24 protein-coding genes are annotated in these 20,086 nt (G+C 70.6%); 12 read left to right on the top strand and 12 right to left on the bottom strand.

Annotated features, from left to right (window positions below; genetic code table 11):
* Nucleotides 1–229: 229 nt before the first annotated feature.
* Nucleotides 230–1,039: a LysR family transcriptional regulator gene (locus ACWC2T_RS31695; RefSeq protein WP_450673775.1), complete on the bottom strand. Its 810-nt coding sequence runs from the start codon at nt 1,037–1,039 to the stop codon at nt 230–232.
* Between the two features lie 68 nt (nt 1,040–1,107).
* Here ACWC2T_RS31695 and ACWC2T_RS31690 point away from each other — a divergent pair, with 68 nt between their 5' ends.
* Complete coding sequence (locus tag ACWC2T_RS31690) at nt 1,108–2,007, top strand: NAD(P)H-binding protein (RefSeq protein ID WP_450673774.1); 900 nt, start codon at nt 1,108–1,110, stop codon at nt 2,005–2,007.
* A gap of 234 nt (nt 2,008–2,241) precedes the next feature.
* Here ACWC2T_RS31690 and ACWC2T_RS31685 read toward each other — a convergent pair whose 3' ends face one another.
* Nucleotides 2,242–2,406: a hypothetical protein gene (locus ACWC2T_RS31685; protein ID WP_450673773.1), complete on the bottom strand. Its 165-nt coding sequence runs from the start codon at nt 2,404–2,406 to the stop codon at nt 2,242–2,244.
* A 474-nt stretch (nt 2,407–2,880) separates the two neighbouring features.
* Between ACWC2T_RS31685 and ACWC2T_RS31680 the strand changes: the two genes are divergently transcribed.
* Genes ACWC2T_RS31680 through ACWC2T_RS31670 form a run of 3 tightly spaced genes read left to right on the top strand, consistent with a single transcriptional unit; the run spans nt 2,881 to nt 4,120 of the window.
* On the top strand, nt 2,881–3,288 hold the full coding sequence (locus ACWC2T_RS31680; RefSeq protein ID WP_450673772.1) for a hypothetical protein: 408 nt from the start codon (nt 2,881–2,883) through the stop codon (nt 3,286–3,288).
* A 22-nt stretch (nt 3,289–3,310) separates the two neighbouring features.
* Complete coding sequence (locus ACWC2T_RS31675) at nt 3,311–3,715, top strand: hypothetical protein (RefSeq protein ID WP_450673771.1); 405 nt, start codon at nt 3,311–3,313, stop codon at nt 3,713–3,715.
* An 18-nt stretch (nt 3,716–3,733) separates the two neighbouring features.
* Nucleotides 3,734–4,120 (top strand): hypothetical protein, encoded by a 387-nt coding sequence (locus tag ACWC2T_RS31670; protein WP_450673770.1) that lies wholly within the window; start codon nt 3,734–3,736, stop codon nt 4,118–4,120.
* Between the two features lie 74 nt (nt 4,121–4,194).
* Here the strand turns inward: ACWC2T_RS31670 and ACWC2T_RS31665 are convergent, their stop codons facing one another.
* Entirely contained in the window at nt 4,195–5,031 is an 837-nt protein-coding gene (locus tag ACWC2T_RS31665) for a helix-turn-helix domain-containing protein (RefSeq protein WP_450673769.1), read from the bottom strand.
* Between the two features lie 219 nt (nt 5,032–5,250).
* Here ACWC2T_RS31665 and ACWC2T_RS31660 point away from each other — a divergent pair, with 219 nt between their 5' ends.
* Nucleotides 5,251–6,420 (top strand): MFS transporter, encoded by a 1,170-nt coding sequence (locus ACWC2T_RS31660; RefSeq protein WP_450673768.1) that lies wholly within the window; start codon nt 5,251–5,253, stop codon nt 6,418–6,420.
* A gap of 450 nt (nt 6,421–6,870) precedes the next feature.
* Here ACWC2T_RS31660 and ACWC2T_RS31655 read toward each other — a convergent pair whose 3' ends face one another.
* The 4 genes from ACWC2T_RS31655 to ACWC2T_RS31640 form a co-directional block, all read right to left on the bottom strand.
* On the bottom strand, nt 6,871–7,383 hold the full coding sequence (locus ACWC2T_RS31655) for a GNAT family N-acetyltransferase (RefSeq protein ID WP_450673767.1): 513 nt from the start codon (nt 7,381–7,383) through the stop codon (nt 6,871–6,873).
* A gap of 361 nt (nt 7,384–7,744) precedes the next feature.
* Nucleotides 7,745–8,170, bottom strand: a complete 426-nt coding sequence (locus ACWC2T_RS31650) for a DUF4267 domain-containing protein (RefSeq protein ID WP_266751675.1) — start codon at nt 8,168–8,170, stop codon at nt 7,745–7,747.
* Nucleotides 8,171–8,371: 201 nt separating this feature from the next.
* Nucleotides 8,372–8,800 carry an antibiotic biosynthesis monooxygenase family protein gene (locus ACWC2T_RS31645; protein ID WP_450673766.1) on the bottom strand — a complete coding sequence of 143 codons (429 nt, stop codon included), beginning with the start codon at nt 8,798–8,800 and terminating at the stop codon, nt 8,372–8,374.
* A 43-nt stretch (nt 8,801–8,843) separates the two neighbouring features.
* Entirely contained in the window at nt 8,844–9,290 is a 447-nt protein-coding gene (locus ACWC2T_RS31640) for an anthrone oxygenase family protein (protein WP_450673765.1), read from the bottom strand.
* Nucleotides 9,291–9,380: 90 nt separating this feature from the next.
* Between ACWC2T_RS31640 and ACWC2T_RS31635 the strand changes: the two genes are divergently transcribed.
* Entirely contained in the window at nt 9,381–9,959 is a 579-nt protein-coding gene (locus ACWC2T_RS31635; RefSeq protein WP_450673764.1) for a TetR/AcrR family transcriptional regulator, read from the top strand.
* Between the two features lie 601 nt (nt 9,960–10,560).
* On the opposite strand, the gene ACWC2T_RS31630 is transcribed toward ACWC2T_RS31635, so the two are convergent.
* Together ACWC2T_RS31630 and ACWC2T_RS31625 are read right to left on the bottom strand one after the other, a co-directional pair.
* Nucleotides 10,561–11,256 (bottom strand): DUF1062 domain-containing protein, encoded by a 696-nt coding sequence (locus ACWC2T_RS31630; RefSeq protein ID WP_450673763.1) that lies wholly within the window; start codon nt 11,254–11,256, stop codon nt 10,561–10,563.
* A gap of 819 nt (nt 11,257–12,075) precedes the next feature.
* Nucleotides 12,076–12,633, bottom strand: coding sequence for a lamin tail domain-containing protein (locus ACWC2T_RS31625; RefSeq protein ID WP_450673762.1), 558 nt, complete (start codon nt 12,631–12,633; stop codon nt 12,076–12,078).
* Between the two features lie 402 nt (nt 12,634–13,035).
* Here ACWC2T_RS31625 and ACWC2T_RS31620 point away from each other — a divergent pair, with 402 nt between their 5' ends.
* Nucleotides 13,036–13,845 (top strand): SUKH-3 domain-containing protein, encoded by an 810-nt coding sequence (locus ACWC2T_RS31620; RefSeq protein ID WP_450673761.1) that lies wholly within the window; start codon nt 13,036–13,038, stop codon nt 13,843–13,845.
* Nucleotides 13,846–13,961: 116 nt separating this feature from the next.
* On the opposite strand, the gene ACWC2T_RS31615 is transcribed toward ACWC2T_RS31620, so the two are convergent.
* Nucleotides 13,962–14,627 (bottom strand): DUF4097 family beta strand repeat-containing protein, encoded by a 666-nt coding sequence (locus ACWC2T_RS31615; protein WP_450673760.1) that lies wholly within the window; start codon nt 14,625–14,627, stop codon nt 13,962–13,964.
* Nucleotides 14,628–14,888: 261 nt separating this feature from the next.
* On the opposite strand from ACWC2T_RS31615, the gene ACWC2T_RS31610 reads away from it, so the two are divergent.
* Entirely contained in the window at nt 14,889–15,623 is a 735-nt protein-coding gene (locus ACWC2T_RS31610; RefSeq protein ID WP_450673759.1) for a helix-turn-helix domain-containing protein, read from the top strand.
* A 40-nt stretch (nt 15,624–15,663) separates the two neighbouring features.
* Here ACWC2T_RS31610 and ACWC2T_RS31605 read toward each other — a convergent pair whose 3' ends face one another.
* A complete protein-coding gene (locus tag ACWC2T_RS31605; RefSeq protein ID WP_450673758.1) occupies nt 15,664–16,932 on the bottom strand; it encodes an MFS transporter in 1,269 nt (422 codons plus the stop codon).
* 148 nt (nt 16,933–17,080) lie between these two features.
* Between ACWC2T_RS31605 and ACWC2T_RS31600 the strand changes: the two genes are divergently transcribed.
* The gene (locus ACWC2T_RS31600) at nt 17,081–18,016 is read left to right on the top strand and encodes a LysR family transcriptional regulator (RefSeq protein WP_450673757.1); all 936 of its coding nucleotides are present in this window, start codon (nt 17,081–17,083) and stop codon (nt 18,014–18,016) included.
* A gap of 67 nt (nt 18,017–18,083) precedes the next feature.
* On the opposite strand, the gene ACWC2T_RS31595 is transcribed toward ACWC2T_RS31600, so the two are convergent.
* Nucleotides 18,084–18,653 carry a dihydrofolate reductase family protein gene (locus ACWC2T_RS31595; protein WP_450673756.1) on the bottom strand — a complete coding sequence of 190 codons (570 nt, stop codon included), beginning with the start codon at nt 18,651–18,653 and terminating at the stop codon, nt 18,084–18,086.
* A gap of 131 nt (nt 18,654–18,784) precedes the next feature.
* On the opposite strand from ACWC2T_RS31595, the gene ACWC2T_RS31590 reads away from it, so the two are divergent.
* From ACWC2T_RS31590 to ACWC2T_RS31580, 3 genes are read left to right on the top strand one after another with little or no spacing between them, the layout of a single operon-like run.
* Nucleotides 18,785–19,402, top strand: coding sequence for a TetR/AcrR family transcriptional regulator (locus tag ACWC2T_RS31590; protein ID WP_450673755.1), 618 nt, complete (start codon nt 18,785–18,787; stop codon nt 19,400–19,402).
* Nucleotides 19,403–19,415: 13 nt separating this feature from the next.
* The gene (locus ACWC2T_RS31585; RefSeq protein ID WP_388767482.1) at nt 19,416–19,655 is read left to right on the top strand and encodes a hypothetical protein; all 240 of its coding nucleotides are present in this window, start codon (nt 19,416–19,418) and stop codon (nt 19,653–19,655) included.
* Nucleotides 19,655–20,032: a toxin Doc gene (locus tag ACWC2T_RS31580; protein WP_450673754.1), complete on the top strand. Its 378-nt coding sequence runs from the start codon at nt 19,655–19,657 to the stop codon at nt 20,030–20,032. The genes ACWC2T_RS31585 and ACWC2T_RS31580 overlap by 1 nt, the downstream gene beginning before the upstream one ends.
* Nucleotides 20,033–20,086: the final 54 nt, after the last annotated feature.

The following is a 20,086-nucleotide window of genomic DNA, read 5'->3' as shown; positions in this document are numbered from 1 at the left end:
CTGCCAGGCGATCGCCGCTGCGTGCGCCACCGGCCAGTCGACGTTTCCCCCAGTCCATCGCATACACCGCGATGCGCCGCGGTGAACGGTACGTTCCTCGCGAACCACAGGGACGCCTATGGGCGGAACCCTCGCCTCAGCCGAGCCCAAGCCGAGAGAGCGCAGTAGCACAGTCGCTGACAATGGCCTGCTGCGCCGCCTGGCGGGGGAGCGGTCGGCCGCGGATGACTCAGGTGGTCCGCAGCGTGGCGGTGGCGATCTCCAGGAAGTCGCTCAGCGGCTTCGCGCGCCGGTCCGCGAGGACGGCCAGGCAGGTCTCGATCTCTGGGGCATCCGTGACCGGGAGGTGGACGAGGTCGGGGCGGGAGTAGGACCGCGCGACGCTCAGCGGGATGAGTGCGATGCCGTGCCCGGAGGCGATGAGCTCGAACTTTTCCTCGAGTGAGGACGTTCGCCGCGTCGGTGCGTCGAGCATCCGCTCGCCGTCGAGGTCCGCAACGGTGAGCTCCTGACGGCAGGCCATCGGGTGCGCCGTGGACATGCAGGCCACTCTGGGCTCGTGACCGATGGGGATGATGTGCAACCCCGAGTCGTCGAACGGCCGCCGCAGATACCCGACCTGGGCCCGGCCGTCCCGGAGCGGGGTGTCCTGCTCCCACCAGCGCGCCGGGACGACGTCGGTCTCGACGTCCGGGTGGCGCGAGGTGAACGCCCGGATCGCATCCGACACATGCAGCCCGGGAGAGAAGGCGACAACGAGCCGCAGGACGCCCCGTTCGGCGTTGTGGACGCGGCGCACTGCCGCGTCGACAGTCGCGAGAATCCCCTGCGCCTCCTCGTGGAGCTGCTTTCCGGCGGCGGTCAGCTCCATGCTGCGGGTGGTCCGCACGAACAGGGCGCACTGCAACTCCTGCTCGAAAGCCCTGATCTGCCGGCTGAGAACCGGCTGGGTGATGTAGAGCTGTTGCGCGGCTCGGCCGAAGTGCCGGTGCTCGGCCACCGCGAGGAAGTAGCGGAGCTTGCGCAGATCGAGATCCATGCCTTCAAGGTATCAATTGCCCGGAAGGGTATTGGACGCCGCGGATGGCCAGCCTCGAGACTCGAAACATGATCGTCATCACCGCCCCCACCGGCAAGATCGGCAGCCGGCTCCTGGACATCCTGCTCGACGAAGCCCCCACTCGCGGCGAAGAACTGCGCGTCATCGTGCGCGACCCCGCAAAGCTCCCCGACGCGGTCTGCACCCGCGTCGACGTCGTCACCGGCTCGCACGGCGACGCCGAGGTCGTCGACCGGGCCTTCGCCGGCGCGGACGCCGTCTTCTGGCTGGTCCCTCCGGCCGCCCACCGGACACCGAGCCTGGACGCCGCGTACTCCGGGTTCACTCGCGCAGCCGCGAAGGCGTTCACCGCCCACGGAGTCGGACACGTCGTCGGCGTCTCGGCGCTCGGCCGCGGCACTCCCGTCGCAGGCCGCGCCGGGCACGTCACAGCGTCGCTGGCCATGGACGACCTCATCGCGAGCACGGGCGTGGCCTACCGGGCGCTCGCAAACCCGACGTTCATGGACAACCTGCTGCGACAGGTGGCTTCGATCCGCGACGACGGCGTGTTCACCGACACCGTCGCCGCCGACCGCAAAGCACCGACGGCCGCCACCCGGGACATCGCCACGGCCGCCGCCGGCCTGCTGCTCGACCGCTCGTGGACGGGTACGGGCGAGGTCCCGGTGCTGGGCCCCGAGGACCTTTCGGCCAACGACATGGCGCGCATCATGTCCGACGTGCTCGGCCGCCCGGTCCGTTACGAGCGGCAGTCGCTCGACGACTTCCGCGCCGCACTCGCCGGACACGGCATCGGGGACGCGCTCGTGCAGGGCTACGTCGACATGATGCGCGCCAAGGACGACGGCCTCGACGACGGCGCGCGGCGCACCCCTCGGACCGCGAGCCCGACGACCTTCCGCGAGTGGTGTGAGGAGGTTCTCAAGCCGGTGGTCCAGGCATGAACACCAAGAAGGCCGCCTCCGCCTGGCCACCGCACTCGACTGTCTCGTCCGGGCCGTCAGTATTTCCGCCCAGGAGAGGCCCTGACGGCCATCCGCATGTTGGCACTGTTCATGAGCATGAGCAGCGCCTCGACAGTGGTTCCGGTGTCTGCGATCGGGATGCGCTGGGGGCAGCCGCACGGATGAGCAGCGGGGCCGGGCAGGGTGATCCTGCCCGGCCCCGCTGTCGTCGGGTCAGCCGTCCTGCTGGGCGGCCTTCCAGCGCGCGGTCAGCTCGTCCTTCCAGCCCTTCGGCGGGGGCCACAGGACGCCCCAGGCGGCGAGTTGGTCACGCCTCCAGCCGCCGGCGGGCGGGCGAGCGGCTCCGATCCCTTCGGGCGACGGCAGTTCATCCGGCATGTGCGGTGAACGAACGGCCGGCGGTGGTTGTCACCGGACCGGGGACGCAAGCGCAAGAGCCACCGGCCTCGCCCGGCCTTCGGTCCTGGACCCGGGGCAGTGGTACCCCGCACCCCGTTGCAGTACGAGCGGGCCGTCCTCACCGGCGCGATGCTCCGCGAGAAGCTGCGCATCACCGTCGCTGTGCGGGGCCGGGCGTACGACGTCGTCGCGCAGCAGCAGGCGGCCAGGCCCGAGGGCAGGTCGTGTCCAAGAAACCTGCGTGGACCTCAAAGAGCTCATGACAGGCTCCGAATCCAGGCTCGCCGGAAAGCCGCCGGAAATTCGGCACATTGCGGGGCAACCGCTCTGCTTCATTCGCCCTCTGACAGGTTGCCATCGACGAGCTGGCACGGCGGACGCGCGCCGAGGAATGCTTCGCGCCCTCCGTTTCACTGTTGCGAGCACGAGACCACCCGAAGAGGGAAACAGACGATGAGCGTTCTCAACCGGCGTGCCGCGCGAGCGGCCGTCGTTACGGCAGTCGGTATATCGGCACTCGGGCTGAGTGCGGTCACCGCTTCCGCGAAGGTCAGCTATGACTTCAAGGTGAGCCCGCGCACCGTGAAGGCCGGCGCGCGCGTCCACGTGAAGGGCTACGCCGCGAACGACAGCGATGTTCTTCAGAGGTTCTGCGTGCAGCAGCGGCAGGGCACAGGGCGCTGGCACACGGTGAAGTGCGCCCATGGCGCGGTCGGGGACGGCGGCAAGGTCGACACATGGGTGCGGACGAAGCACCGTGGCGCCCTCAAGTTCCGCGGCGCGCTCTACGAAGCGGACTTCGGCTCCACCAAGCTGCGCCTGCAGATGGTCGGACCGACCCAGACCGTCACGGTGCGCTGAACACCGAGCCGCACCCAAAGGGGTGTCGGGCCTCATCTGCTGCCCCGCGGACGAGCTGCAGCACCTCTGCCAGAATCGGCGCACCTACGGCGTCAACCGCGCCATCACCGACGCCATGGCCCTCGCCGGCTCGTGGGCGGACCACATCGTCCTCGAGCCGGGCACCACCGTGGTGCGGGCGGCGCCGGGCGTGTCCGCCACGGCGGCGATGGCCCTGGCCTGCGCCGGTCCCACGGTCGTGCACGCCCTGTACGAGGGACGGCCCGTGCGCCTGGGAGAGACCGTCATCGTCCAGGGCAGCGGCCCGGTCGGGCCGGCCGCGGCGGCCTTCGCCCAACTCGCCGGGGCGGCACGCGTCATCATCACGGGCGGTCCCGAGCGGCGACTGGCCGCGGCGGCCGCCGCGGCACCGGTGACGTGCACCTGAACATCGTGGACGCCGCGGATGCCGAGGCCGTGCTGCGCGAGGCACGGGCCGCCGCCGGCCCGGACGGCGTCGACCTGGTCATCGAGTGCGCCGGGGTCCCGGGCGCCGTGGCCCCAGGGCCTGACCCCGGCCCGCAGGGACGGCTCCTACCTGGTCGCAGGCCAGTACACCGACGCGGGCGGCACCGAGCTCAAGGCGCACCAGATCGTGTACCGGCAGCTCGACCTGGTCGGGTCGGGGGCCTTCACCGGCGCTCACCTCGTCGAATACGTGAGGCTGCTGCCCGCCCTCGCCGCGCGCTTCGACCTGGAGAGCATGGTGACGGTCTACCCGCCGGAGCACCACGCCGATGCCCTGGCCGACGTCGCGGCGGACGCCGTCCTGAAGGCCGTGCTGTCCGGCTGATCCGGCCGCGCGGCGCGAGCAGCCGAGGTGAGTCCCGCGGTCCCGCGTCCCGAAGGCGGCCAGGACCCCGGGGCTCACTCGCCTCCCCGCAGTCCTCGCAGGGCGTCTTCGGAGACCCGGTCATCGGGCAGGTAGGCAAGGAAGTGATGACCGGGCTCGTCCACCGCGGCCAGCTTCACGTACCGCAGGCGCAGTTCGCCCGCGGCCGGATGCCGAAAGCGGCGTACCGAGGGCTGGAACCCGGCCGTCTCCCGGCGCTCGTACCAGCGGGCCGCGTCGGCGTCGGCCAGCAACTCCCCGACGAGTTCGGCGAACCGCGGATCGTGCGGACGGCGAGCGGCCCGGGACCGGAACTGGCCGAGCAGCGCACGGGCCTCGTCCTCCCACTCGGCGAGCAGGGTCCTGGCCGGCGGCCAGCGGAACACCAGCCAGAGAAGATTGCGCTGCTTGGGGTGCAGCCGCGCCGGATCGGTGAGCAGCGCGGCGTACCCGGCGTTCCAGGCCAGCAGGTCCCAGTGCGGATCGAGCACCACGGCCGGGTTCGGTGTCATGGCCTGCACCAGGCTGAGCAGGTTCCGCGACACCCAGGTGGGAGCGTCGGCGGGCTGTCTGTTCTCCTCCACGAACGACAGTACGTGCGCGGTCTCCGCGGCATCCAGGCGCAGTACCCGCGCCACCGCGCGCAGCACCTGCTCCGAGGTACGCACCCGTCCCTGCTCCAGCCACGTGTACCACGACACGCTGATGCCGGCGCCTTCCGCCACCTCGGCCCGGCGCAGCCCCGGCGTCCGGCGGCCCGGGCCGTCCGGCAACCCCGCTTCTGCCGGCGCCAGCCGTTCGCGGCGGGAGCGCAGGAAGGCCCCCAGTTCGCGGTGGGGGAACGCGCCGGGGGGTGTGCGTGCGGCGCTCACTGCATCGTGCCTCTCCTGCCGACAGCGGGCGCCTGCTCGAACGCGGGCGCCGTCCTCTGATTGCGCGCGGCCGGACCGGCAGGGTGTGAGTGATGGTAATAGCCGGCGACCTCCGCCCCGAGGGGCCCGGTGCTGAACTGGTGCCGGACCGCATCCGTCCGGGTCGGCCCCCCTGTGTCACCCGTTCTCGTCGAACCCCTCGGAAGGGAGCGTCCCCTCGTGACCACCACCGCGTCGGCTCCGGCGGCGACTTTGCCCACGTCCTCCCTGCGGCTGCTGCGCACCGCCGGCTTCGTCAGCAACTTCGACCGCTTCTGCATCGCGCCCATGCTGGTTCTCATCGGACCGCGGCTCGGGGCCCCGCTGCCCACCGTGGTCCTGGCCGCGAGCGGCTACTACCTCACGTACGGGCTGATGCAGCCGGTGTGGGGGGTGGCCAGCGACCGATGGGGCCGCGTGTGGGTGATGCGGGTGTCGCTGACCGGCGCGGCGCCGGCCGCCCTGGCCTCGGCCCTCGCTCCCGACGCCCCCGTGCTGATCGGGGCCCGCGCCCTGGCCGGCGCGTTCTTCGCCGCCTCCATCGCGGCCTCCCTGACGTACGTGGGCGACACGGTGCCCGTCGCGATACGGCAGCGGCCCCTCAGCGAGCTGATGACCGCCTTCGCGCTGGGCACCGCCGTGGCCACGGTCGTCGCCGGGGCACTGGCGCACTACCTCAGCTGGCGACTGGTGTTCGCCCTGCCCGGCGTCCTCGCCTGCTACCTGGCGGTGGCCCTGCGCCGCCTGCCCGAGCCCGAGCGAGCACCCTCCGGGTCACTGCCGGCCCCCTTCCGTGTGGTCCTGTCCTCGCCGTGGCAGTGGTACGTCATGGCGGTGGCGCTGCTGGAAGGAGCGGTGCTGCTCGGCTTCCTGACCTACCTGGCCCCGGCCCTGGAAGCGCACGGCGTTCCCACCACCCTGGCCGGCGCGGTCGCCGCCCTGTACGGGGTCGGCTCCATGACCGCGGCCCAGGTGGTCAAGCGGCTCGTCGGGCAGTGGTGCGCGGTACGCCTGATCGTGACCGGCGGTGTCCAGATCGCCGTGGCCTACCTGCTCGCCGGGTACAGCCAGTCCAGCGGGGCGCTCGTCGTGGCCGCGCTGCTCCTCGGTGGTGGCTGGTCCTTCATGCACTCCACGATCCAGTCGTGGGCAACGGCCCTGTCCCCGACGGCCCGCGCGACGGGCGTGGCCATGTTCGGCGTGGCACTCTACGTGGGCAGCGCCCTGGCCAGCTGGCTGGCCGCCTCCACCGCTCAGGCGCACGCCTACCGGCCCCTGTTCTGGCTGGCGGCACTCCTGACCGTGCCCTTGACCGCGGCCGCGGCAGCGGGCCGGGCCCGCTACCGGTGAGCTGACGTCGCCTCGCAGGCGGCGGCCTCGCCTCCACCGGATGGGGTGAGAGCATCCGGGCCATGGCATAGCGACGGTGCAGGGTGTGGCCGACGACGCAGCCAGCCAGCCCCTGGGAATGACGGACGCGGCAGCGGGCCCGCCAGGAGTGTTTCGAGCGTGATGCAGTGAGCCCCGTGCCGGGGGGTGCCCGTGGACTCGAACTCCACGGGCACCCCCCGGCACGGATGTCCGGGCCCGGCGGTTGTCGTACATCATGCTTGCCGGCAAGCCGCAGTTGAGCCGGGCCGCGGGCAGGCGATGGAGTCGGGAGCAGACCCCGCCTTCGGGTGTCTCTGAGATTCTGCGGGGTGTCCCCCGCTCCCTGTTTCCTTACCGAGGCCCCTTTCACCGAGATGGCAGCCGGTGCGCGTGCCGCGCGGGAGTTCGGCCCGTGCGGCACAGGTCGGGTCAGATACCGAACGCAGCAGCGTAGTGGACGGTCCCGCTGGGGAGCGGATGGCCGGCGTCGAGGCTGAGTGCCATCAGGGCGTCGTCGGGGACGTCGATGGTCAGGCCGATGCCGTGGTCCGAGGCACGGGTGAACCCGAACCGGGGGTAGTAGGCCGGATGCCCGAGGACGACCACGTGGCGCTCCCCCAGGGATCGTGCTGCGGCCAGGGCGGCACGAATCGCGGCGGTACCCGCACCGGTCCGCTGCTGCTCCGGTCGGACGGCGCACGGGGCCAGGCACAGGGCCGGCGTGGTGTCGATGTGGCAGCGGGTCAGCAGCGCGTAGCCCACCGGGCGGCCGGTCTCGTCCGCTGCGACGAGGCAGAGGCCCTCGATCCAGGCGGTCGGGTCGGCGCGCAGGCTGTCGACGAGGTCAGCCTCGGCAGGGGTGGGGAAGGCGGCAAGGTTGATGTCGCGGATGGCGGGGATGTCGGCGCTGGTTTCGGCGCGCGAGAGCCAAGTGTTGCCCATGACGATGGAGGATCCGTTCCGGGAGACGTTCGTGTGGTGACCCCGCGAGCTCACGCTCTCAGCGAGGTGGGACGGCGAGTCAGGCCACGGCCCGGAACGTGAGGGAGACCCGGACGCTGCCCACGGTGGCCATGGGTGCGGTCATCAACCTCACCTCCCGTCCTCAGCTCCTGGTCAACCACGAACCCGGCAACCATACACGGCCCCGAGCGCCACACACCGTCCTGCCGACCTTGCTATACGCACCGGCGGCCGGCCCGCCTGAAGAACCTGACCGGCCCCGCCCACGGCACCGTCGACCTCCCGTCGCACGTCGTCCGGTCCGGGCGCCGCTCCACCGGGCCGCCTCGGATCGATGGCGTCAGGCGGGCTGCGGGGCGGGCGTCGCCGGAGCGGCCGCGACCTTGCGGGTCTCGCGCATCATCAGCAGGCCGTTGACCACCATCAGCGTCGCGGTCAGGCCGTGGACGCCGAGCGCGGTGGCCACGGACCCGTGATGGGCCAGCACGGTGGTCATGTCACCGTACGCGGCGAGGGCCTCCACCAGCAGTACCCAGCCCAGCGCCCGGCGGTGGCCCGTCACCAGCAGGATGCCCAGGACCAGGGCCAGGACGACGTCGCGTATTCCCTTGATGATCAGGAAGCCGCCGCCGTCGCCGGACGGCCAGCTCGGCAGGCCGAAGCCCGGCGCCGTCGTCTCCGGGCTCAGGATGAACTCCGTCCCGAACCAGAGGATGAAGAGAATGAAGGCGGCGGCCAGAACGGTGTTGATCTTCTTCAGCGACATTGTTCTTCTCCTTGCGAGTCTTCGTCAGTTCCACATCGACTTCGATCGGCAGGAGTTCACCTGACCCCGGGGCCAGATCAGCCGCGGATGGCACGGCCCCTGCCCGACCTCCTTGGCGACCCGGCATGGTGGGTGGATGCGTAACTGCCCAGGGGAGGGCGGGGCTTCTCCGGCTGCTCTCCCCCGGCTGCAGCTGCCGCGTCATACGTCGATCTGCTCGAAGATGTGCGGGTACGACACGATGTCGTCGGGGAACTCGGCCGCCATGCGCTGGAACTCCGGGCTGCCGAACGCCTTGGCGAGCGCCTGGGTCGACTCCCAGACCGCGATGTTCATCAGGAGCTGACTGTCCGCCGTTCCCTTGTGCATCTGCAGGGAGACGAATCCCGGCTGAGCCTTCATGAACTCGGCCTGCCTGCGAAAGAGGGCCAGGAACGCTTCAGTCCTCTCCTTCGGGACGACGAAGGTGTTGGCCAGGACGATGGGCCCGGTCTCCTCCTTGAACTGCGCGAACATCGGCGTGTGCGGGTCGAGACTCTGCAGCTTGGCCATTCTTCGGTACTTCCTCTCGCTGTCCGGGTTCTGGATGTGGATGGAGATGGAGATGGCGGTGCCGTACTTCGGGCGCACGGCCGAGCGGTTGCGGGCGGCGACCGGGCGTGAGCCCGTGGGCTCAGGTGAGGGCGGTGACCAGCAGGGCGAAGGCGGCGATGATGATGGCGACGCGGACGTAGTGCCAGCGCAGCCAGCGGTTCATCTGCTCCTTCCAGTCCTCGGGCCGGTTCTCGGGGGTCCACGTCTTGTTCCGGTTGTTGATCGGAACGAGCAGCAGGATCGACATGATCACGCTGAGGATCAGCAGCGCGCCGGCGGTGACGACGAGGCCGGTGCCGTGGTGGTGCCATCCGGCGATGGCCCAGATGCCGGCGAGGACGAGCGAGCCGATGTACCAGACCGGCATCACGGCGCCGAGCATCCGGCCCCCGTGGGCGTGGCCGAGCTGGCGGCTGTCCTCAGGGAGGGCGTTGAGGATCGGGTTGATGACGAAGGCGACGGAGAACTCCACCCCCACCATCACGCCGACGACCACGGTGGTGACGACCTCGAGTGCGTTGAGCATGATGACCCTCTCGGCATCTAGTGCTGCTAGCTGATAAGGCAACGCTAGCGCTGCTGCCGCTCTATTGTCTAGCGGTGCTAGGATCGCATCATGTCGGTACAAGAACGCAAGGAACGCGAGCGGGCGGAGCGCGAGCGCCTCATCGTGGCGACGGCCCGTGAACTCGCCGAGCAGCAGGGCTGGGACGCGGTCACCACCCGCCGACTCGCCGAGCGCATCGAATACAGCCAGCCCGTCCTTTACAGCCACTTCCGCGGCAAGCGCGAGATCATCGGCGCCGTCGCCCTCCAGGGTGCCTCGGAGATGGCCGTGGCGGTGCGGGCCGCGACCGCCGCCGCGGACGGCCCGCGCGCCCGGGTCACCGCCCTCGCCCGCGCCTATCTCGACTTCGCCGCACGCAACCCGGCGGTCTACGACGCCCTCTTCCAGCTCGACGGCGGCCTCGCCTACGCACAGGAGGACACCCCGGAACCCCTCAAGGACGCTTTCGCCGCGCTGCTGGAGTGCCTCGGCGAGGTCGCCGGGGACGGCGTCGACCCGGGGCTGTTCACCGAGGTGTTCTGGGCGGCCCTGCACGGGGTGGCGACCCTGACCCGGACGGGACGGCTGCCGCCGGAGTACACCGAGCAGCGGGTGGAACTGCTCGTGGACCGGCTCGCCGTACTCTGACGACACCATCCCGGCAGGCACACAGCCGGCCTCGCACCGGCGGTGCTGTGCGTGTCCTTCGGGGCCGCTCGTGCCCGTCTCACCCGACGCCTGTCCGCCGTGGTGTGTGATGGTGATGCCGCGTGACGTCGCGGGTCTGGATCACGGCCTGCTGCCCGCCGCCCGGCCACCTTGTTGTCCACGCCGCCGGACCCGGTGAGCACCGCGTCGAAGCTGCGGCCGCCGTTCCAGCGGACGACGGTTGCTGACGCGCAGGGTGGTGCAGACCGCCGGGCCTGCGAGGACGCGAATCCGGCCACCAGCCCGCCCTGCTCGACGTCCTCAACGGCAGCCGGTTCGTGCAGATCACCTCGCCCACCGCCGCCACCGCCAGACAGACGGCCCAAGCCGTCCTGCGACGACTGACCTGACGCCCATCCGCTCGCGCACTCGCGGCCGTGTGGCGTCGATCCACGGTGAGCGCAGAACCAGCAACTCTGCGGCGACGAGCCCCTCTTGAGCGAGCCGACCGGCAACCGCACCCGCACCACGGCAGGGCCTCCGGGCAGCTCGACGGCTGTCTGCGCCAACCGGCTGTTCAGGAGGCCCTGCTGTCCCTCTCCTACGCTCCCACCGCCGGGCGAGACATGTGTTGCGGCGCCGGGTGCAGGCGGTCGATGTGGCTCAGGTCAGTGGGCGGGTCGGTCGGAGCGCCGGGGAGCCTTGCGTGTTTCGCGGCGTCGACGCAACCGGGTCCGTGGAGGGTGAACCCGAAGTCCTGGTGCGCCTTGGCGTCCGGGGCCAGCGGCAGGTGGATACGACCGTTCCCGACCATGCGTCGTACCTGAGTGCGGCTGAGTCCGAGCCCGAGCTTGAGCAGTCGTTCGACGCGGACCGGCACGGGCAGCTCGAAGCCGACCACCACCTTGAGCGGTGTCGGGTCCTCGAGTGAATAGAGGGGCGTGCGGGTCTCCAGCGCCCAGGTACCGGCCCAGTCGAGGCGGTATCCGCTCTTCGCGGCGAGCGACGTACTCATCGTCAGCTCCCTCACCACGGCCGGGTCATTGTTCTCGTACGCCACCAGACGAGCGGGCTCCAGCGACGAGACGTGGACGCGTTCGTGGACGGGCACCTTCGAGGTCCGGTCGCACGCCGCACAGCTCAGGAGCAGCCAGACGTCCAGGAGCTTGCCGCTCGCGTTGACCCGGATCTTGCCCGAGGGACGGTGCCGGGTGCCGGAGCAGTCCGGGCAGGGTCGTACGACGGTGGGCAGGGCGGACTGACGCACGGCCCACAGGGCCTTGCGGTCGGTATGCATGAATGTGGTTGCTTTCAGGACTCAGCAGGAGTTCGCGCAGGCCAGGCCGCGGCTCCTGGGATACGACGGATGCACACGCGGGCGCGGGTCATCGCCTCGCAGCCGAGTGGTCAGGCTCAGAGGTCAACCGCGCGAGAGGGGTGGGTCGTTGCTACGTGGCAGTCGTCACAGGTCCATGCGGGCGATCATGATCGAGGCCTCGGCCCGTAGGCAACTCATTTTCCGCGAGCCACCTCGCGGTGGGCTGCCACCCGGTGATCGCCCCGGCCGTCGCTTTCGCCCTCGCCGGCGTCTGCTGCGGCGAACCGGAGGCGTCCGCGGCGACTGCCGTCGGCCTGAGCCGGGGCCGGCCCTCAACCGCCGGGGTACGCCGAGAGGTGGCAAGAGCCGTCCGCCGCGGGGCAGAACGCGTCCCCGTCCCAACGCGGGGACGGGTCGGCGACGGCTTCACGAATGCCGGGGCGCCGGCACCGGTGAAGAGCTCGGACACCGGAAGCCAGGGTGCGCCGGCGGGCCCGGCCTCCGACAGCCCGTCGATACGGAACTCCGGCCAGGCCAGCACGACTTGGTCGGGAACGAGCCGACGCAGCCGAGGAAACGCGGGTACCAAAAGGTGCCGTTCACGACCAGGCGAGCACACGGGGCGGGCCTCTGCGCAGATCCACCGGTGTGCGCGGCGCAGGGCCGCCAACTTCGTTGCCGGGCCATCCCCTTCCCGGACCACCCACACGGCATGCCGCAGGTCGCCTCCTCCACACCCGGAGGAGGCGACCTGCGTGCTGTCGAGGCGGCTATGCGTCGGCGCCACCCACCGCCGGATCAGTGACGGTGCCCGCCCCAGTGGTCGCGGTCACCTTCCCTGTGGTCGCCCCACTGGTCGCGGTCACCACCCCTGTGGTCACCGCGGTGCTCGCGGTCGCCGCCCCAGGAGACGGCGTCGACGAAGCGGCCCTGGTCGTTGCGCAGCGTCGCGGTGTCACCGTCCCTCTCCCACACCTCACGCCGCCGGTCCTGGTAGACATCGGTGCGGGTGTCCCGGCCGTAACCGGTGTGGACACGGACCGTTGCCCGGCCCTGCAGCCACACATGACGGAAGGTGTAGGTACGGCCTTCCTCGTCCGACAGAGTCCAGCCCTCCAGGTTCACCGCCCGCCGGGTCGAGTTGGTGACGTCCACCCACTGCCTGTTCAGCGAACGGTTGGAACCGTCGTACCGGCCCGGGGAGTCGTACTGCACACCGCTGATGTACACCACCGCATGCCGCGGGTAGCCCGGGTGGTGATCGGCCGCCGCGGCCGGCAGCGCCACCGCGCCCACGGCAGCGGCCGCCACCGCGGTGACGGCGGTCAGACGGCGGACGGAAGAAGAAACGGACACGAGGTCCCCCTTCGAGGGTGCCCACACCCAGTCGGCCGTGACAGAGAAAGCGCAGGCCAACCCGGTGTGTTGTGCTGGTGTGCGACCGGTCGGCCGCACACGCACACCCTGCGCTCAGGCCCTCCACACCATGAGGGACATGCGAAGGGAATTACCGTTTCAGCAAATTTCCGTGACTCGCGCATGTAAGCACCATCTAGATACCAAATGCACCTATCTGATGCTGTATCAACGCCTTGCGCCTTGAAAATACGGTCCCGAGGCAACCAACCATGGGCCCCCTCTCCCCCGCCACCACGACCGCCTTCACCCGAAAGTGAGTAACAGGCAAGGGTCGTGATCGTCCCCGGCAAAGTCGCGATCACCAGGCCCCTGCCCGGAGCGAGATGCCAGGATGTCAGGGTGGTCAGCGCTGAAGAGTGGAGTCGCATCCGTCGCGGCCTGCGGTTCGGGCAAAGACTCCGGGGGACGGTCGTTGCGGTCCCGAACCCGGGTGCGATCGGTATCTTCGTCGACATCGGGCTTCCGGTCAGCGGTTTCGTCGACGTTCTGCTGCTGCCCACGGTCGCAGAACGCTGGCCGGACAAAGGGACCGAGGCCGAGTTCGAAGTCTGGTGGGCGGATCACCGGCCACAGGTGCGGCTCAAACCCGTGGACCCGCAGTTCCTGCGTGACGACTTCGCCCAGTGGCAGGCAGACAGGCGGCCGGACTGGCCCGAGAACGTTCCGGTGGACCAGGCTTGGGTCGATGCGGCAGCATCCTCACTACGGCGAACTGGCGTGGTCGAGGAAACACTGCGCACAGCAGGCTGGCGGCCCGGACGGCGCGTCCCCGTCGACCGATGGCGCGAGACGCTAGAGCGGACCGGACTGATCCGCATGCACGATGCCTCCGAGGCCTTCCTGACGGAGTTCGGCGGCCTGGACGTGCAGATCAGCGGACCGGGCATCACCTGCGCCAAGGCTCCCTTCCACTTCGACCTCGACCTCCTGATCGGCGAGGAAGACCGCTTCGCCGACTGGAGTGACGCCGTCGGGCGCGCCCTCTTCCCCATCGGCGAACTCGATCGGGGCAGATTCCTCCTCGGCATCGACGAGAACAGCGAGATCTATCTGGTCGAGACCTGGCTGGCCACATTCGGCCCCACCCAGGACGCGCTGGAAAAGCTCATCCTGGGCATCGCCCCGCAGCGGATCGAGACCGCCGGCTGAACGTTTCCCACGACCTGTCAGACGCCTGATGCACGGCCCGCCGGCCGTCTCGTAGCAGAGCTGACTCGTAGCAGAGCTGCGGTCGGCGCGGCCGGACCGTGCCGGCTTCTGTTCCTTCACAGGCTTCGGGCCGTGATGTCGCCGTAGGAGGTGGTGGCGCTGATGTCGAGTTCGGCGGTTCCGTCGTTCTTGAGGGCGTTGCTGATGCGGCCGTAGCTGGTACCGGCATCGAGGGCGGCCGAGACGCCGGCGGCGGCGGTGACCGTGATGTCGCCGGACTCGGTGCGGAGCACGACCTTGCCGCCCATGGCCTCGGCGATCCGGATGTCGCCCCGTGCGGTGCTGATCTGGGCGGGGCCGCCCAGCCGGCCGACCTCGATGTCACCGTCGTGGGCGGTGAGGCGGAGGCTCGCGGTCTCGTCGATCTTGATCTGGCGGTAGGCGCCGTCGAACGCGACGTCACCGAGCCGGCCGACGCCGCGGAACTCGCAGCCGGCGGTCCTGGCCTCGACACGGGAGCCGGCGGGCAGCTTGACGGTGACCTCCAGGGATCCGGAGGGGCCGAACATCTGGTTCTTGGGCTCGGCGGTGTGGATCCGCAGGACGCCGTCGGCGTAGGCGACTTCCGTCTGCTCGGCGGTCTGGACGTCCCGCCTCTTGGACGGGTTGGCGGGCCGGACCTCGACCGCGGTGTCGGTCCGGTCGGCCGCGATGAACTGGATGCGCCCGGCCGGGATGTCCAGGACGGCGGAGATCGGGGCGGGGGTGTCGAACTTCTGCATCGTGCTCTCCCTCTGCTTGCGGATCGCTGTTTCTTGACACCGGAAACGCTACGTTGCTTTCCAAATCTCTGCAACATTGCCTTTGCGTATGAGCGGTATCTATGCAGGTGAAAGCGCCAAAATCATTGCAACATCCTCTCGTTTAATGCAACGTCGGACGTGTCGATCGTTGCAACGTGTTGAAGATGAACGCTATGGTGGAGGGGTCAGGAACACCGAGCAGCCCCATGGCGCACCTGTGGGGCATGAAGGAGCGCACCGATGCCGGGAGGCAGGCTCACCCAGGCCGAACGCCAGCAGATCGCGCTGGGGCTGGCCGACAGCCTTCCCTACGCCGAGATCGCCCGACGTCTCGACCGCCCGACCTCCACGATCACGCGCGAGGTGATGCGCAACGGCGGGCCCACCGCCTACCGCGCCGACCTGGCCCACCGCGCCACCCAGCAGCGCACCCACCGACGCAAACAGGCCGCGCCCCGGGGGCCACAGGCACTCCCGCAGCCCTACGGACGCGACGCCGAGGCCGTGGCCGAGTACCAGGAGGCCCTCACCACCGTCTTCATGACCTCGGGCCTGCCCAAAATGATGGCCCGGGTGCTGGGTTGCCTGTACACCACCGACACCGGCAGCCTCACCGCCTCCGAACTCGCCCAGCGCCTCCAGGTCAGCCCCGCGTCCATCTCCAAAGCCATCACGTACCTCGAGAACCTGGACCTCGTCCGCCGGGAACGCGACGAACGCCGCCGCGAGCGCTACGTCGTCGACGACGACCTCTGGTACCAGTCGATGATCCGCAGCGCCCGGGCCAACGACCAGTTCATCGAAGCCGCACGGCAGGGCGTCAGCGTCCTCGGCCGCGGCACCCCGGCCGCCGCCCGCCTCGAAAACGCCGCCCGCTTCCTCGACTTCGTCAGCGAAGCACTCATCCGCGCCGCCGAGCAGGGCCGTGACGTCCTCTACACCCGGACCGAAACCACCGACGTCCCCGGAGACTGAGCGTTCATCTGAAGTAACGCCATGGCGAGGCGGGCCGCCGTCAGGCGCGGCTCGGGGTCGGCTCCGGCTCGGAGGCAAGCGCGGTCGCGCGGCGGGGCAGCAGCAGCGGGGTCGCCAGCAGGAGTACGCCGGCCAGGCCGATGGCCGTACGCGGGCCGAGCAGGCCGCCCAGCACGCCCCACAGGGCCGTCAGGAGCGCGGTCGCGGCCTTGGTCGTCACCGCCCAGGCGGACAGCGTGCGGGCCACCCGGTCGGTCGCTGTGCGTTCGAGGCGGTAGGTGGCGTAGACGGGGTTGAAGACCCCGCAGCAGAAGATGAGCCCGAGTTCGACGCCCATCACCAGCAGCAGCCCTGCGGTGCCCGGCCCGAGGAAGGCCAGGCCGACGGGCCACAGCGCGCGCAGCGCCCCGGTCGCGACCAGGACCTGGTGCTGCCCGAACCGGGTGACGAGCGGCCGGGCCAGCCGTGAACCGAGCAGCCCGCCGATCGAGGGGGCGGCGAAGGCGAGGCCGTACTGCCACGGTGCGAACCCGAGCCGGCCGAGCATCAGGACGGCCAACAGCGGCTGGGTGGCCATCACCAGGCCGTTGAACAGGGCGGTGTTGAGGAACAGCGGACGCAGTGCGGCGTCGGCGAGGATGTACCGCCAGCCGTCGAGCAGGTCACCGGCCCGCAGGCGCGGGGCCCTGCTGCGCTCGGGCCGTGGTTCGTGGCCGCCCGTCGCGCGGATGCCCAGGGCCGAGAGCAGGTAGCTGACCGCGTCGGCCACCACCGTCGCCACCGGGCCGAGGAGCCCGATCGCCCAACCGCCCAGTGGGGGTCCGATGATCGTGGTCGTCCAGGCCGTGGACTCGAACCGGGAGTTGGCGACGAGCAGGTCCTCGGCCGGCAGCAGCGTCTTCAGGTACGCGCCGGAGGCGGCGCGGAAAGTGATGTCGGCCGCCGCGACGACGACCGAGACCAGCAGGAGCTGTAGGAAGGTGAGCACGCCGAGCGCGAACGCGGTGGGGATCGTCAGCAGTGCCGCGCACCGCGCCAGGTCCGTCGCGATCAGCACCGGCCGCTTGCGGCGGAACTCCACCCACGGGCCGAGCGGCACCGCCACGGCCGCGCCCACCGCGGCCCCCACGGAGGAGAGCGCGGCGACCTCGGCCGGTCCGGCGTGCAGCACCCGGATGGCGATCAGCGGGAACGCGCCGAAGGCGAGCCACGTGCCGAGCGCGCTGGTCCCGTACGCTGCCCAGAGCCACCCGAACCGCCGTCCCAGGCGATGTCCGAGCAGCTGTCCCAGCCGGTGCCCGCTGCTCATGCCCGACACCTCTCGTCACCACTCGCCTGCACAACCGACCCGCGATCGGAAGCGTCATCGGAAACATCAAAGCGAGCACCATACCTGGGGATCAAACAACTGCGGGGCCGCGAGCCACAACCATTGGTTGTGGAAGTAGGGTGTCGCCATGGACCTCGGCGCCGTCCGGACCTTCGTCGCCGCCGCCGACGCGGGGCGGTTCCAGGAGGCCGCCGCCGCGCTGGCGGTCACCCAGCAGGCCGTCTCCAAGCGGATCGCCGCGCTGGAGCGCAGCCTCGGCGTGCGGCTGTTCACCCGCACGCCGCGCGGCGCCGAGCTCACCATCGACGGGCAGGCGTTCCTGCCCCACGCGCGTGAGCTGCTGCGCGTCGCCGAGCGCGCGGCCGCGTCCGTGCGCGCCGGCATCCGTGCGCTGCGGGTCGACGTGATCGCCTCGCGCGTCGCGCCGTCCGGCCTGATGCGCGGCTTCCACCGCGCGCACCCCGAGATCGACCTCGACGTGGTGATGCTGTTCGACGTCGAGACGGCCGTCGCGGCCATCCGGTCCGGTGAGATCGACGCGTCCTTCCGCGCCGTCGCCATGCCCGGCCGGCCCCTTCCCGAGGACATCGAGTCCGTCCGGGTGCTGGATGAGCCGCTCCAGCTCCTGACCGGCCCCGCCCACGCGCTGGCGGGCGCCCGGTCGGTGACCGTCGCCCAGCTCGCCGGGCACCGGATCTGGATGCCCGGCATCGTGCCCGGTACCGAGTGGGCCGCCTACTACGACGACCTCGTTGCCGAGTTCGGCCTCACCATCGAGGCGACCGGCCCCAACTTCGGCTCCGACGCGCTCCTCGACACCGTCGCCGACACCCCGGCCCTGGCCACCTTCATGGGCGAGCACACCCGCCTCGTCTGGCCCGCCGGCCACGGCCTGCGCCGCATCCCGGTGACCGATCCGACGCCCGTCTACCCGCACTCGCTCCTCTGGCACCGCGACAACCCCCACCCGGCGCTGGCCACCCTCCGCGCCCACCTCGCCGCCACGGCGGCCGGTCACGGCGCGCCCGGGACCTGGGCACCGGAGTGGGTGCTCGCGCGCTGAACGGCACCGGGTCCGACTCCAGCCGGCCGAAGACGGTGGGTTCGGCGCCGGATGCGTCCGCCGCGCGTCATGTCCTCGTGTAGCTGACGATGCTGAGGCCGGAGTCGAAGTCGCGGCGTGCGGTCGGCAGAAAGCCGGTCGGGGTGAACGGGCCGTCGAACAGCGGGATTCCGGTGCCGATGACGACCGGGTTGCGCTTGATGATCAGTTCGTCGATCTCCTCGCGGAGCGCGGCGGCCAGCTTGCCGCCGCCGGCGAGCCAGATGTCCCTGCCGTCCTGCTTCTTCAGTTCGCGCACCAGGGCGGCCGGGTCGTCGGCGACGATCTCCACCTCGGGGTCGGCGGGGGTCAGGGTGCGGGAGACGACGTACTGCTTCAGGTGGGCATAGGGGCTGGTGATGCCCGCTTTCAGGGCGGGCTCGTAGGTGCCGCGCCCCATGATCACGGTGTCGAAGTGCCGGTGCGGGACGTCCGTCAGGCCGAACGGCCCGCGGACGTGCACCGGCATCGTCTCGGGATACTCCGCGAGGATCGCCTCCCGGACCTCCCCCTCGAAGGGGAAGAAGTCGTAGCTGCCGTCCGGGGCGGCGATGTAGCCGTCGAGGCTGGCAGCGACGTAGTAGGTCAGCTTGCGCATCCGGTCTCTCTTCCTGTGGCGGTGCGGCGGGCGGGCCCAGTCCGTTCGGCCCAGTGATGTACTCTGATTGAAGTGGTTTGAATGTAGTACTGCACTCGCAGTGGTGTCAATGAGTTTCCGAGGAGTCGCCGATGCGCCAGAACCCCGCCCGCCGCACCGCCCTGCTCGACGCCGCCATCGAGGTCCTCGCCCGCGAGGGCTCCCGGGGCCTGACGCTGCGCGCCGTCGACAAGGAGGCGGCCGTGCCCACCGGGACGGCGTCCAACTACTTCGCCCACCGCGGCGACATGCTGGCCCAGGTCACGGGCCGCACCCGCGAGCGTCTGACCCCGGATCCGGCCGAGCTGGCCGGCACCATGAACGCCGAGCCGTCACACGAGATGGTCAGAACGCTGATGCTGCAGCTTCTCGACCGCATGCGCCGCGACCGCAGCAGCTACCTGGCCATGCTCGAACTGCGCCTGGAGGCCGCCCGGCGGCCCGAACTCCACGCGGAACTGACGCGTTTCCTCACCGCCGAGCTCGACGCCAACATCGACTTCCACCTGGGTCACGGCCTGCCCGGCGACCGCACCGGGGTGGTCCTGGTCTACCTGGCCATGCTGGGACTGATCGTCGACGACCTGACCGTCCCCGAGCTCCTCGCCCCGCACCGGCCCGAGGCCCTGATCGACGCCATGGTGACGCGCCTGCTGCCTGCTGCCTGCTGCGACGAGTTCACCCGGCCTGGCGGGCTAGGTACCAAGTAGGTACCATCGGAACATGCCATCACTGAACGTGTCGTTCTCCGACGAGGAGATGGAAGGCGTCCGCGCCGCCGCAGCGGCAGAGGGCAAGAGCCTGAAGCAGTACCTGCATGATCTCGGCGTGCGCGAGATGCATCGCAAGCGCTTCGTCGCGGGCGCCGTCGCCTGGGCCGACAGGCTGCGCGGCGAGTTCGACGAAGCGTTCCCCGACGAGGTGCCGCCCTCCCGGCGCGGCAACGGGGCTGCGGCCGCCTGATGGTTCTGCACATCGACGTCTCCTGGCTGCTCGACGTCCAGGAGGCGGCCCTCGGCCACGAGGACGTGACGGTGACCGACTACTCGGCGCTGGTGGCGGCCGTGGCCCGGCACAAGACCAAGATGCCGACGCTCGAGACGGCCGATCCGGATGCCGCCTGGCGCGCGGCCGCACTGTTGCACACGATCGTGCGCCTGGAACCGCTTCCGCACCGCAACAGCCTTTTCGCCGCTTTCACGGCCGCCCAGTACATGGACCAGTGCGGCGAGGGCATCGACCCACCGTACGGCGCTCTGTCCGATCTCGTCCGGAAGGTCCGGGACACCCGCCTGAGCGTCTACGCCGTCGCCGACGCGCTGCGGTCCTGGAGGATCTGACAACGGCCCCTGCCGTCACGCGCCGGCGGTGACTCCGTGAACGCGGCCTCGGAG

It is taken from the genome of Streptomyces sp. NPDC001393, assembly GCF_053597455.1.
Note: the sequence above shows the minus strand (reverse complement) of the source record. Positions and strands in the feature narration are given on the sequence as shown.